General features: G+C 68.9%; 9 protein-coding genes. 2 read left to right on the forward strand and 7 right to left on the reverse strand.

Annotated elements, in window-relative coordinates:
• Positions 1 to 42: 42 nt before the first annotated feature.
• Entirely contained in the window at positions 43 to 1,149 is a 1,107-nt protein-coding gene (locus EXE48_RS07140) for a radical SAM protein (protein ID WP_053771148.1), read from the forward strand.
• A gap of 8 nt (positions 1,150 to 1,157) precedes the next feature.
• Here EXE48_RS07140 and EXE48_RS07145 read toward each other — a convergent pair whose 3' ends face one another.
• From EXE48_RS07145 to EXE48_RS19040, 6 genes are all read right to left on the reverse strand, one after another.
• Positions 1,158 to 2,519, reverse strand: coding sequence for an MFS transporter (locus EXE48_RS07145; protein WP_137711071.1), 1,362 nt, complete (start codon positions 2,517 to 2,519; stop codon positions 1,158 to 1,160).
• Between the two features lie 116 nt (positions 2,520 to 2,635).
• Positions 2,636 to 5,521, reverse strand: coding sequence for a UvrD-helicase domain-containing protein (locus EXE48_RS07150; RefSeq protein WP_137711072.1), 2,886 nt, complete (start codon positions 5,519 to 5,521; stop codon positions 2,636 to 2,638).
• On the reverse strand, positions 5,518 to 8,100 hold the full coding sequence (locus EXE48_RS07155) for a PD-(D/E)XK nuclease family protein (RefSeq protein ID WP_137711073.1): 2,583 nt from the start codon (positions 8,098 to 8,100) through the stop codon (positions 5,518 to 5,520). The genes EXE48_RS07150 and EXE48_RS07155 overlap by 4 nt, the downstream gene beginning before the upstream one ends.
• Before the next feature lie 186 nt (positions 8,101 to 8,286).
• Positions 8,287 to 9,090, reverse strand: coding sequence for a DUF7839 domain-containing protein (locus EXE48_RS07160; RefSeq protein WP_137704275.1), 804 nt, complete (start codon positions 9,088 to 9,090; stop codon positions 8,287 to 8,289).
• A 389-nt stretch (positions 9,091 to 9,479) separates the two neighbouring features.
• Positions 9,480 to 10,523 (reverse strand): tyrosine-type recombinase/integrase, encoded by a 1,044-nt coding sequence (locus EXE48_RS07165; RefSeq protein WP_137711074.1) that lies wholly within the window; start codon positions 10,521 to 10,523, stop codon positions 9,480 to 9,482.
• Positions 10,524 to 10,613: 90 nt separating this feature from the next.
• Positions 10,614 to 11,015, reverse strand: coding sequence for a hypothetical protein (locus EXE48_RS19040; protein WP_241991961.1), 402 nt, complete (start codon positions 11,013 to 11,015; stop codon positions 10,614 to 10,616).
• 240 nt (positions 11,016 to 11,255) lie between these two features.
• Here EXE48_RS19040 and EXE48_RS07175 point away from each other — a divergent pair, with 240 nt between their 5' ends.
• Complete coding sequence (locus EXE48_RS07175; RefSeq protein WP_137711075.1) at positions 11,256 to 11,513, forward strand: winged helix-turn-helix domain-containing protein; 258 nt, start codon at positions 11,256 to 11,258, stop codon at positions 11,511 to 11,513.
• 14 nt (positions 11,514 to 11,527) lie between these two features.
• On the opposite strand, the gene EXE48_RS07180 is transcribed toward EXE48_RS07175, so the two are convergent.
• Entirely contained in the window at positions 11,528 to 12,310 is a 783-nt protein-coding gene (locus EXE48_RS07180; RefSeq protein ID WP_137711076.1) for a hypothetical protein, read from the reverse strand.
• Positions 12,311 to 12,404 lie beyond the last annotated feature (94 nt).

Raw genomic sequence — 12,404 nt, forward strand, 5'->3', positions numbered from 1 at the left:
GAACGGCTCCAAACGGATCGGGACCGTATCCGATCCCGACAGATGTTCGACGACCTCGACACCGACCGGCGGCCGCTGGTCCTCGTCTGGGAGGTCACGCAGGCCTGCGGGCTCGCGTGTCGGCACTGCCGCGCCGACGCGAGACCACAGCGGCACCCCGACGAGCTGACGACCGCGGAGGGGAAGCGACTCCTTGAGGACGCCGCCGCGTTCGGCGACGGGCAGCTGGTCGTTCTCTCCGGCGGCGACCCGCTCGCGCGCGACGACCTCACGGAGCTGGTCTCGTACGGGGACGACCTGGGCCTCCGGATGACGATCACGCCGAGCGGGACGCGGTCACTCACACCGGAGCGCGTCCGCGACCTCGCCGACGCCGGGATCGCGCGGATGGCGCTCAGTCTCGACGGCCCGACCCGCGAGCGCCACGACGCGTTCCGCGGCGAGGAGAGCTTCGCGGACACGGTCGAGGCCGCGCGCGCCGCCCGCGACGCCGGGATCCCGCTCCAGGTCAACACCACGGTCTGCGCGGACACCGTCGACGACCTCCCCGCGATCCGCGACCGCGTCCGCGACCTGGGCGCCGTCCTCTGGAGCGTCTTCTTCCTCGTCCCGGTGGGTCGCGGCCGCGTCCTCGACCCGATCGACCCCGGGCGCGCCGAGGACGTGATGGCGTGGCTCCACGAGGTGTCCGACGAGGAGCGGTTCGGCGTCAAGACGACCGAGGCGCCGTTCTACCGTCGAGTGGGGATTCAGCGGGCGGACGGAGGCGACGCGGACGGCTTCGCGCAGCGGCGCGGCGGAATCACGGCCGGGCGCGGCTTCGCGTTCGTGAGCCACACCGGCGAGGTGTACCCGTCCGGCTTCCTCCCGGAGTCCGCGGGCAACGTCCGCGATCGCTCGGTGGTCGACGCGTACCGGAACGCCGACCTCTTCGAGTCGCTCCGCGACCCGGACGGCTTCTCGGGGAAGTGCGGCGCCTGCGAGTACCGCCACGTCTGCGGCGGGAGTCGCTCGCGGGCGTACGCAGCGACCGGCGACCCGACGGACAGCGACCCCCTCTGCCCGTACGTCCCCGAGGGCTACGACGGGCCGCTCCCGGAGCGGCAGCGCACTGGCGACGACGGCGAGCGTCCCGAGCCGGCCGACTGAGTTCAGGGTCAGGCGTACGCTTCGAACTCCTGCCCGAACGCGAGGAAATAGCCGGTACCGGCGACGCCGATGACCGCCGCGACCGTGAACGCGACCTCCGGGCTGACGAAGTCCCACAGGTACCCGCCGACCGCGGCGCTCGGGATGACTATCGCGTTCCGGAGGAGGTAGTACGTCCCGGTGACGCGGCCGCCGGACCCGCTCTCCGCCGGGCCGACGATCAGCGCCTTGTGCGACGGCAGCCCCGCGAACCGGAGCCCGGAGAACGCGAAGACCGCGACCATCACCGCCGACAGGGGCAGCGCCGACCCCGCGAGCGCCGGCGCGTAGATCAGCACGACGGGGAAGACGGCGTAGACGGCGAAGCCGACCGCGACGACCGGCTTGAGCCCGACGCGCTCCGCGAGCTTCGAGGCCGGGACCATGATCAGCAGCGCGACGAGCATCTCGACGCCGAGCAGGTAGCCGAAGAACGCCTGCGGCGAGAGGTCCACGTCGTACGAGAACCCGCCGAGCGCGACGGTGGTGTCGAGGCCGACCTGGAAGAACTGCGTGACGACGAGCACGAAGAACACGTACACCATCCCGTTCGCGAACCGCACGAGCGTGTCGCCGACGAGCAGCGGCCGCAGCGGCGCCGGCATCTCCCGCAGGTCTCGTCGGATCCGGTCGAGCCCGGCGAACGAGTCGCCGATGGAGTCGCCGCTCGCGTCGTAGAGGACGTGTTGGACGGCGGTTCCGAGGACGCCGAACGCCACTCCGACCGCGAGGACGTACCGGAAGCTGACGGTGAACTCCGCGCGCAGGCCGATGAGGACGGCGGCCAGCACCGGGCCGATCAGGAACGCCGTCCGCCGGAACGTCTCCGTGCTGGCGAACCCGGCGGCCAGCCGTGAAGGGGCCGTCGCCTGCTTGACCACCGCGAACGTCGCCCCGAGGCCGAACGACTTCCACGCCTGCGCGAGGACGAGGCCGACGAAGACCCAGATCCACGGCTCGACGACCACCCCGGCCACGTCGACCGGGCCGATCGCCGGAGCGACCAGCCAGACGACGAAGCCCAGGGTCGACAGCAGCCCGAAGACGGTCAGCGCGTACCGCGACCCGATTCGGTCGGAGACCGCGCCCCCGGGGTACGGGTACAGCGCCGAGATGACGTTACCGAAGGTTCCGAAGAGCCCCACGACGAACCCCGAGGCCCCGAGCGCGACCATGTATTCCGGGAGGAACCGGTTCGTCATCTGGAAGCCGAGACTGAACGCGAACATCGCGACCGACAGGACGAGCACGTCTCGCTCTAGCGCGAAGAACCGGCGGAACGCGTCGAGCACACCGGACCGCTCGGCGTCGGCCGCCGCGTCGTCGGTCACGAGTGGCCCCTCCGCGCCGCGAGGCGGTCGCAGTCGTTGACTCCGGCCCGGGCCCGCGGTGCGACGGGAACGAACATACGCGTTCTCCGGTTCGGGCCGTGAAAAATCCGACCCCGTCACTCGGGGCCCGTCTCGGTCGCGCGGACGAGCGCACGAAGCTCGCCGAGCGAGAGCGGCTCGATCCGCTCGCGGGTCCCGTCGCTCGTGTAGAACAGGCTCGTCTCGACCGGCCTGTCGGCGAACCACTCGTCGAGGACGTGGTAGTAGACGCTGAGCTGCTTCCGGTACTCGGCCCGCGCGCGCCGGGTCGCGTCCGTCTTGTAGTCGATCACCTCGACCCGGTCCGGCGTCACGCGGACGAGGTCCGCGATTCCGGAGAGAGTGACGCGCCGGCCGTCGACCGCGACCGGGAGCGTGACCGGCTCCTCGACCCGGAGATCGCCCGACAGGCCGTCGAGGAGCTCGGCGATCCGCCGCTCGTGGTCGTTCGACGGCGTCACGTCGTCGCCGAGGGCGTACGCCTCCGCGAAGTCGTGGACGCGCGACCCGAAGTCCATCCCCCGCGTCTCGGGGTCGGCCTCCGGACCGGGCTCCGGTCGCTCGCCCGCGTCCTCGAACACCGACTCGTCCATCAGCGAGTGGGGCGTGTGACCGATCGGCCCGTCGGGCGCCGTGACCGCGAACGGGAGGTCCGCGTCGGCCGGCTCGCCGGGGTCGAGCGGCTCGACGTCGGGATCGGCCTCCTCGACGGAGACCGGGAGCTCGGCGAGGAACGCGTTCGGGTCCTCGCCGGCCGCGAACACGACGTGGCTCTCCGCGCGCGTCACCGCGACGTAGAGCAGCCGCCGCTCCTCGTCGTACCCCCGCGGCAGACAGCGCCTGACCACGTCGTACCGCCAGTCGTCGTACACGTGCGGGTGGGCGCCGTCCTCCGAGTACACCTTCCGCCGGCGGAGCCCGACCGGGTCCCGGAACTGGATGACGCTCGACCCGCCGGCCCGCGGCGGGAAGCGCCCCTCGTTCATGTTCGCCATGACGACGATCGGATACTCCAGCCCCTTCGCCGTGTGAATCGTCTGGACGGTCACCGCGTCGTCGCCCGCGGACGCGCTGACGTCGACCGTGCCGCCGGTCTCGACGCCGCGCTCGATGTGCCGGATCAGGTCGCCGCGCGTCGCCGTCGTCGAGTCGTGGACCGACTGGACCGTGTCTAAGAGCACGTCGGCGACGTCGCCCGTGAACCCGTACCGGTCGAGGACGCGGCGCGCCACCGCCCCGACCGACTCCAGCCCGCGGAGCTCGTCGCGGAACTCGGCCGGCCCGGCCGGGTACGACCCCGTCCCCAAGATGTGGTCAATCTCGTCGACCGCGTAGCCGATCCGTTCGAGCACCACCGCCCAGCCGCGGTCGGCGTCCGCGTCGAGGATCCGGAGCCACGCGAGCAGCAGCTTCGCCGGGTCGGTCCGGAACAGCTCGATCCCGCCGTCGTACGCCACCGGGAAGTCGTGCTCCGCGGCGACGTCGAGCAGCTCCCGCCCGTAGTCGCGGGTCCGCGTGAACACCGCGACGTCCCCGTACTCCGGCGGGCGCGGCTCCCCGTCCTCGCCCTCGACGGCGTAGTCGTCGTTGCCGACGATATCCTGGACCTTCGAGAGGACGGCCTCGTGTTCGTCCTCGTGGCGGATCCCCTCGATCACGGTGTTGTCGAACGCGGCGTTCGCGGAGAGCTCGACCACGTCGTCGAGGGGGGCGTCGACGGGCTCGTCGCTCGACGCCGGCGTCGCGATCGCCCGCTCGGAGAGGTCGATCACCGACGCCGTCGACCGGTAGTTCTCCCGCAGTTCGATCCGGGTCGGGTCGGGCGAGTCGAACGGGACGCGGTCCGCGTCGGCGTTGAGGTCCGCCGCGAACCGGTCCAGGCGCCCCTCGAACTCCAGGATGTTGTCCACGTCGGCGTACTGGAACGAGTAGATGCTCTGCTTCCAGTCGCCCACGACGCAGAGGTTGTCCGTCGCGGAGAGGAGGAGCGCGAGCTTGAACTGGACCTCGCTCGTGTCCTGGAACTCGTCGACGGTGACGTACTCGAACGCCGCCGTCTCCCGGACGCGCTCGTTCTCGCAGAGAAGGACGAACGCGAACAGCTGGAGGAAGCTGAAGCTGAGGTAGTTGCGACGCAGCGCGAACCGGAGGTACCCGAGGTAGGCGTCGTGGACGAACGCCTTGAGCGCCTCGCGGTCCTCGCGGAACACCGCCTCGGCCACGTCGTCGTCGAGTCGCTTGGTCCCCCGACCGCCCCGCAGCGCCGACTTCGAGGGCGCGTCCGGGAGGTACGTCTTGTCGCGGCCGAACCGGCTCAGGTCCTCGCGCAGGACCGACTGCTTGCGGCCGTCGTTGCGGGGCTCGTTCACCGCGTCGAACCTTTCTTTGAACGCCTCGAAGTCCCCGTCGAGGTGGGACTCGCCGTCGCGGTACCAGCCGTCCGCGGCGGGGAAGACCCCCTTCGACGCGAGCTCCCGGATCAGGTCGAGCAGTTCGCCCGGCGACGAGAGCACGCGGTAGAAGTCGGCGTGCTCCGGGTGGTCGTCGCGGAAGCCGCCGAAGAACTCGCGGAACCGCTCGGCCTCGATCAGCTCGTCGTCGAGGATCCGCGTCGAGCCCGTGATCCGCTCGTCGATGCCGAGGTGCGTCGGCGCGGCGTACCCGTGTTCCTGAAGGAGCTCGTGGCAGTGCGAGTGGAACGTCCGGATCGGGGCGTCGGCCAGCTCCCGCAGCCCGTACGCGCTGTGGTCGACGATCCGCGCTTTCATCTCCGTCGCGGCGCTCCGCGTGAACGTCGCCAGCAGCACGTCGTCCGGGTCCGTCTCGGGCCGGTCGACGATCCGGCCGTAGCGGCGGGTGACGGCGAACGTCTTCCCCGTCCCGGGGCCGGCGTCGACGAGGTAGGTCCCCTCCGTGCCCTCGATGAGCTCCCGCTGCGCGTCGTTCGGCGTCGGCTCGCTCATCGGTCGCCCTCCAGCAGCAGGTCGCGGTTGTCCACGCGCCGGTAGTTCGGCTCGCCCCCGAGCCCGTCGACCGGGAACCGCTCCTCGCCGGCGCGTCGCTCGTTGAGCTCGTCGAGGCGCTCGCCGACGAACGACTCGAACGCGTCGAGGTCCTCGCGGAAGAACGCCCGCCTCCGGGCGCCGTTGAGCTCCCGAATCGCCTGGTCGACGCCCTTCTCGGCGTCGACGCCCGACGCGGTCGCCGCGTCGACGGCGTCGGTGAACCGCGCGGCGAACGCGGAGTCGCGCAGCTCGCCCCTGTCGGTCGTCTCGGGGAATCTCAGCGGGGACAGGATCTCCTCGTACGCCTCGTAGCCGAGGTCCGCGAACGTCTCCCGGCAGTCGGCGTAGCCGTCCAACAGCCGCTCGTAGGCCTCGCGAGAGGCGACGTACTCGTCGAACGCGACCGGGTGGTAGGTGACGGTCGTGAGCGCGTCGTCGAGGTCGGCCTCGCCCGCGATCGCGTCCGCCATCGGTTCGAGGAAGTGGAAGAACGTGAACTCCAGCCGCTCGTCCGGACGGACCGACCGGTAGTACGCGAGGTACAGCGCCGCCTGGAAGTTCGGCGCGTCCGCCGGCGGGTCGGTCGCCGCGCCGCCGACCACCTGCGAGGCCCGATTCCTGCGCCCGCTCTTGTAATCGAGCAGGTGGGTGGGCGACCGCACGAGGTCGATCTTTCCCTTCAGGCCGAGGGACGCGTCCTCGAACCAGCGCTCGGTGAGCGGCGAGTCGACGGGCTCGTCGAAGTAGTCGGCGAAGAAGTTCGTCCCCCGCCCCGAGGCCGGCGTGAGGAAGTCGTCCGACTCGGGCGCCGCCTCGTCGAGGTACGCCGTTATCAGTTCGAGGCCGACGCGGTACGTGCGGCGGCGCAGCGGCTCGTCGTCGGCCGGGAAGAACGCCGCCGCCTCCGCGAGCATCGCGTCGACGAGGTCGCCGGTGTCGGCCGCGGCGACCGCGTCGGGGTGGTTCACGTAGAACTCCGCGAAGTCGTGGAAGAGGTTCCCCTCGACGAACCGCTCCCGGTCCGGCGCGTCGAGGAGCCGGTCGAAGAGGTAGTCGCGCGGGCTGTTGACGTAGCTGTCGAGCGCCGACTGGCTGACCGTCTCGACCGACTCCGGCTCCACGCCGGTCGGCTGCCGGTCGAAGCCCTCCCCCGTCGGCCGCGGGCGGCGCCGGTGTTCGACCGAATCGAGGTCGCTGAACCGCTCGAACTCGTCGTCGAGGAGGTCGCCGAGGTACAGGCACGGCGTGATCGGCTCCCCGCCGGCCGCGTCCTGGACGAGGTAGTACCGCCGGTCGCCGCTCTGGAGCAGGCGCTGGAAGTCGCCGACGTAGCGGTCGAACTGCGCCTCGGTGTCGACCCAGGGCCGCTGGGGCGCCGAGTGCGTCCACGCCTCGCCCATGCCGAGGTGGAAGACGACGGGTCGGTCCACGTACGCGGACGACTTCGCGTCGGCGAGGAGGACCCCCTCGTTGTCCGCGTCGACGGGGACCTCGTAGGTCTGGAGGTAGTACGCGAGCCGGTCGACGGCGGCCTCGGTCACGGGCTCGTCCGCGAGGCCCAGACGGCGCAGCTCCTCGTCGAGGCGGCTCAGATCGACGCCGGCCTCGGTCGCGTACGCGTCGAGCGCCGCCGCGAACGTCCGGTCCGCGGCCGCGTCGCGGAACGACCGCAGCCACGCCGCGCCCGCCCCGTCGACCGCCTCGATCCGCCGCTCGCGGTCGGCGACCGGAACGTCGATCCCCAACTGCGAGAGGACCGGCGCGGCGTCGCCGACGGTCGTCTCGGAGCCCCGGAAGCAGAGCCGGAGGAGCCGGACGAACGCCCGGTGATGCGGGTCGTCCGCGAAGCCCGGCCCGCCGTAGAAGGGGATGTCCGCCGCCTCGAACGCGGACTCGACGAGCGAGGAGTACCGCCCCCCGCCGTCGAGGACGACGGCGACGTTCTCGGCGTTGCTCGGGGAGACCGTTTCGAGGAGCGCGGCGACGACGTCCGTCGCCGACTCGAAGACGTGGAACGGCGGCGCGTCGAACGCCTCGTCGGTGAACAGGTCGACGCGGTCGAACGACTCGGGGAGGACGCCGCGTTCGAGCGCGGTCAGCTGATCGTGACCGACGACGGCGACGGACCGCCCCTCGTCGATCTCGTACTCGGTGAGCCGCTTCGAGGTGGTCCGGAGCGTTCGCATGCCCGCGACGACCTCGCGGGTCGCGTCGTCGACGTAGGCGTCGTACTCGAGGATCGCGTCGAGCCGCCCGGTGTGCTCCCAACACTGGAGGACGTTGCCGACGGCGTACGCGACCGCCTTCCAGTCGCGGTCCGTCGACGTGACGAGTTCGAGGAACGCCCGCCGGTCCTCCGCCTGCTCGCGGCGGCCGGCGGCGAGGCGGCGCGGGGTGGTCGCGAACGTCCCGAAGTGCGGGCGGTCGAGGCGGCGGTTGATGGCGCTCGCCAGCGGGGCGTCGGGGGTGACGACGAGGTCGGACCCCTCGACCGCCGCGTAGAGTGACTCCGCCCGTTTCGCTCTCCGAATAGGCACGCCTACCGAGGATACGGACGAGTCACAAAAAGATACGGAAGGCGTCCGCGACCCCGCGGGCGCGGTCAGTCCCGGGGGCTGGACGGCGGTCGGGATCAGCCGCCCGAAACGGACGTGCCCGTCGTCGGCACGGGCGACGGCACCGGCGTGAGGGGGCCGAAAGCGAGAGCGAAGGGTCCGAGGCGGCTAAAACGCGTCCGAGTCGAGCACCCGATGCGGCACGTTCCGGTCGCGGAGCTTGGAGGTGTGTCGCGGTATCTCGTCGGTGACGGCGACCAAGAGGACGTCGAGGCCGAGCATCCCCGCCTCGGCGACGCCCTCCGCGGTCCCGAACCGGACGTCCGGGGAGGCGTCGCTCCGGGAGACGAGCGCGTACGCCTCCGTCCCGGCGACCGCGACGAGGCCCTCGTCCGGGACGTGCGTCGAGACCACGTCCGGGTCCAGGCGCTCGTCGTCGGTGACGGTCGGGACGGGCAGCACCGAGACGGTCCCCGTCTCGTAGTCGACGACGCCCTCGAAGTCGGCGACGCCGACGGCCTCGCCCCTCGCCGCGCTCGTGACGGTGACCGCGGTCGCGGTCCCGCCGGCGGGGTTGGCGTGGAGGACGCCGTCGCGCATCACCAGCCCGACCTCCTTCCCCTCCGCCACGTCGTCGAGCGCGATCGCGGCGTCGACCTCGACGCTTTCCAACACGTCGGAGTTCACCCGTTCGAGGTACGTCTCCAGGTCGTCGGTCCGGGAGATGAGCCAGTCGACGCCCTCCTTGGTCACCTCGTAGCGCCCGCGGCCGCCCTTCTCGACGTAGCCCGACTCGACGAGGTCGCGGACGTAGTCGCTGACCGCCTGCGAGGTCACGCCGATCGCGTCCGCGACCTCCCCTTGGCTCACCGCCGGCTGGCGGGCCGCGATCTCCACGAGCACCTGATAGCGCGTCGCGCTCCGCTTGTTCTCGAGGACGTCCGGCGACCCGCCGCCCGCTGTGTCACCCATTACCGGCCCGTTGGCCGCCACAAGCAAAGTCTTGTTGTCTATCTCACGGCGAGCTTGCGCTGCGGCCGGTTCTCAGCTCAGTTGAGAAACCTCAGTGTACACAATTCAAATTTGCTTGTTCCGCGGTGCGAGAGAGTTGTACTCCGGACGGGAGCGACCGGGCCGCGGAGCGACGCGAGATCGAATCCGATCTGCTCGGACCTACGCGGGGCGGCGACGGTGCGGTACGCGGGGCGGCGACGGTCGCGCCGCCCAGATCGGTCCCCGTTCGGCTGGGTTCACCACGGGAAAATCGAGATCGGTGTAAAAGCGATCGGTGAGGAAGTGGGCGCTACAGGACTTGAGTCCCGTAGTTATCTTGTTGTATTCGGCTTGAATTTGTGTGTTACTCATTGTTGTATAATCTGCCAGCGGCGGTCTGCCTTCTCACGCTCCGAAGCGCGGTCGTAGTGCTTGTCGAGAACGTCCTCGCTCGCGTTGAGCTGGTCCGAGACGACGCCTCGAGGGACGCCGTCGTTCCGGTACTTGGTCACCCGCGCCTTGCGAGCGTCGTGGGGTGACCGAGCGGACGGACACCCGCTCACGTGCCGGAACGTCGCGAACTTACACGACTCCGGATCCTCGTCGTGCGGACACTCCTTGCCGATGAAGCACGGGCGAGTCCATCGGTAGAACGCCGTCCGGATGGTCCCGGCCGCGATCCGGCCCGCGTCGGTAGTGACGAGCGGGTTCCGCCCGTGGTCGTCGACGGTGTCCGTCCGTGGACCGTCGATGTAGTCCTCTAGAATCTGTGCGACTTGGCGGCTGATACGGTTGATTCGCTCGCTCGCGGTGTCGTTCTTGAGCGGGGTCCCCGTCTCCGGCCGGTGAACGAACTCGATCGAGGGCTGGTTTCCCTCCAAGTCGAGATCCTGGAGATCGAGCGATCGGACGGCACCGAGGCGAGCGCCGGTGTGCCAGATCAACGCCCACACGACGTGATCGCGGCTCGCGTACTCGTACCGAGAGAGGTACTCGACGATGTCCGCGGCCCGCTCCGGTCGAAGATATGAGTCGCTCACCTCGTCGTCACGGGTGAGCTTCACCAGCGGCACCTTCTCGTACAGGTCCGAGTGAACCGCCTCGATCTCCCCGCAGAAATTGAGGAACGACCGCAACGTCGAGAGGTTCGAGTGAAGCGTCTTCTTCGCGAGCTCGTCGACCTTGCTGTTGCTGTACCCGCCTTCGCGTCGCCAGATGCGGTATTCGTACAGGTCCCGGCCGGAGAGCTCGTTCAGGTTGTCGATCGCACCCTCTTCGCGACACCACTCGACGAACGGCCGAAGCTCGCTCCGGTGGGTCGTCTGAGTCCACTCGGCGCGATCCTCTTTCATCCGGTCGAGGTGCATCTCGACGGCTCGCTCGGGTGGAATCGGTTCTAGCTCATCACTCATCGGAGTCCTCCGGCTCTTCGATCTCGTCGTCCTCGTCGTCGTACATCGCGAGCTGCTCGGCGATCCGACGAGCGTGTCCGCTCTGGTCGCTCACGCGGATCCCTCCTCACCGTCGAGTTTGCGATCGTACGGTCCCGCGTCAGTCAACAGTCGAATCTGGTCGCGAGCGAGTTCCGCGCCGGTCTTCTGGTCGCGCAGGGTATGGAACACGCCGTCGAATTCGTCCCCTGAAGCACATTGCTTACACCAGAAGTGATGATTCGTCGGTTCCCACGAGCGGTGGCCGCGGGGACACACGTACCGCCACCTGTCCTGCCGGTCTTCGATCCGCACAACTTCTTTCAGAGGCATCGACTCCGACTGAAGAACGGGTGTTAAAAAGAGGAGATCCAAAGGTGGGCGGTGAAACTGAAAGTGGTCGCGTCCGACGATTGTGTTGCGGTTCCTTGGTCGATCGAGGATTTCAAACCCCGACGCGTAGTGGTCGAACATGGCTTTCGTGCTACCTCACGGAAGCCCACGCGGGCCCGCTGTCTCCAGCAGCGGGGTCCGCTGTCCTTCGAGCCGGACCCATCGGAGAGCGACGGGTCCACGAGAGTGCTTCCGTTGTACACTCCGAAGAACACCGACGACTTAATTCTAACCCATCAAATCGTGTAGTATCAAACACCGAAAGATGATTGAAGCGAACCGAACCGGTATTTGTTATATGAATCCCCATGAGGCGAAGGTATGCGCCCCCGGGTGGACTGGATGAACCAGACCGACGATCGGGTTCTTGAGCTACTCGCCGAGTCGGATCTCATCCTGACGCCCGCCGTAATCGCCAAGAACCTCGAATACACTCGAAACTGGGTCTCACGACGGATCGGAAAGCTCGAAGATTCCGGTCTTGTTGAGCCGATTGACTCGGGGTACTACCGGATTACAGACTTGGGACGCGCGTATCTCGCCGGCGACCTCGACGCCAGCGATCTTGAAGACGAGTGAGGTGAGTTCCGCCGCTACTCGACACCGAGCTCGCGCGCGGCCGCCGCCGAGATCGTGATCCCCGTCCCCGCGTCGCCCGTTGTGACGCGCTCATCGAGTACGTCGTCCAGTAATTCTCGGAGTTCCGTGATGAACGAACTCGGCCGTTCGACCTGAACGCGTGTCGTCGATTTGTCGGCGTAGTTCAGCCCCCGGTGTCGAACGTATATCCGCGCGAACGACCGCCGGACCGATTGAGGTACCTCCCACACAACCGCAGGGAGGTGGTCGAGTGACGTCTTTACTCCGGTCGGTGCGCCCATCGCGACGAGACACCGACCGAGAACCGTCCCGTCACGAGTGGGAACGATCTCGGTCGCGCGCTCCGGCGTGTCGGAGTTGCGGGTGCGCGTCTCGACGCCGACGCGCTCGAAGGCATCGCGGATCTCCTCGGCGGAGATTCGCTCACCCGGTGTCACCGCGGGGACGTAGTTCCTGACCGAGATGCTTCCGCCGGCAAGGACGTGCGCGAGTAACTCCAGGAGTGCGGCAGCCATCTCGCTGTCGGGGAGAGGATCGAGCCAGCCGCGGTCGATCGCGACATTAATTCCCCGGACCGGGTCGGGCACAACATCCTTAAGCCAGCCCCGGACGCGCCCGGCGGGGAGATCGAGGGCTCGCCCAGTGCGGACCCGTCCAGCGTTCGGGTGTTCCGCGGCATACTCTTGGACTCGGCGGTAATCGAGGACCTTCTCCCACGGGTCCGGATACACGCGATCGCTGTAAGTCCGGGAGAGGGCTTTCGCCGTGGGTTCCATAGAGAAAAGCACACGTCAGCGGATTTGAGTCTATTCGTCTGATTTTTTCAGTTGATACTCACGCCAGTAAGTACATAAGTAGCCTCTGGTTACC

The organism is Halorubrum sp. ASP1, from assembly GCF_005435135.1.
GTDB lineage: Archaea > Halobacteriota > Halobacteria > Halobacteriales > Haloferacaceae > Halorubrum > Halorubrum tropicale.

Bases quoted from the DNA above. Each gene is read 5' to 3' on its own strand.
- EXE48_RS07140 (WP_053771148.1), top strand. From the start codon at position 43: ATGTTCGACGACCTCGACACCGACCGGCGGCCGCTGGTCCTCGTCTGG.
- EXE48_RS07150 (WP_137711072.1), bottom strand. From the start codon at position 5,521: ATGAGCGAGCCGACGCCGAACGACGCGCAGCGGGAGCTCATCGAGGGC.
- EXE48_RS07160 (WP_137704275.1), bottom strand. From the start codon at position 9,090: ATGGGTGACACAGCGGGCGGCGGGTCGCCGGACGTCCTCGAGAACAAG.
- EXE48_RS07165 (WP_137711074.1), bottom strand. From the start codon at position 10,523: ATGAGTGATGAGCTAGAACCGATTCCACCCGAGCGAGCCGTCGAGATG.
- EXE48_RS19040 (WP_241991961.1), bottom strand. From the start codon at position 11,015: ATGTTCGACCACTACGCGTCGGGGTTTGAAATCCTCGATCGACCAAGG.
- EXE48_RS07175 (WP_137711075.1), top strand. From the start codon at position 11,256: ATGCGCCCCCGGGTGGACTGGATGAACCAGACCGACGATCGGGTTCTT.
- EXE48_RS07180 (WP_137711076.1), bottom strand. From the start codon at position 12,310: ATGGAACCCACGGCGAAAGCCCTCTCCCGGACTTACAGCGATCGCGTG.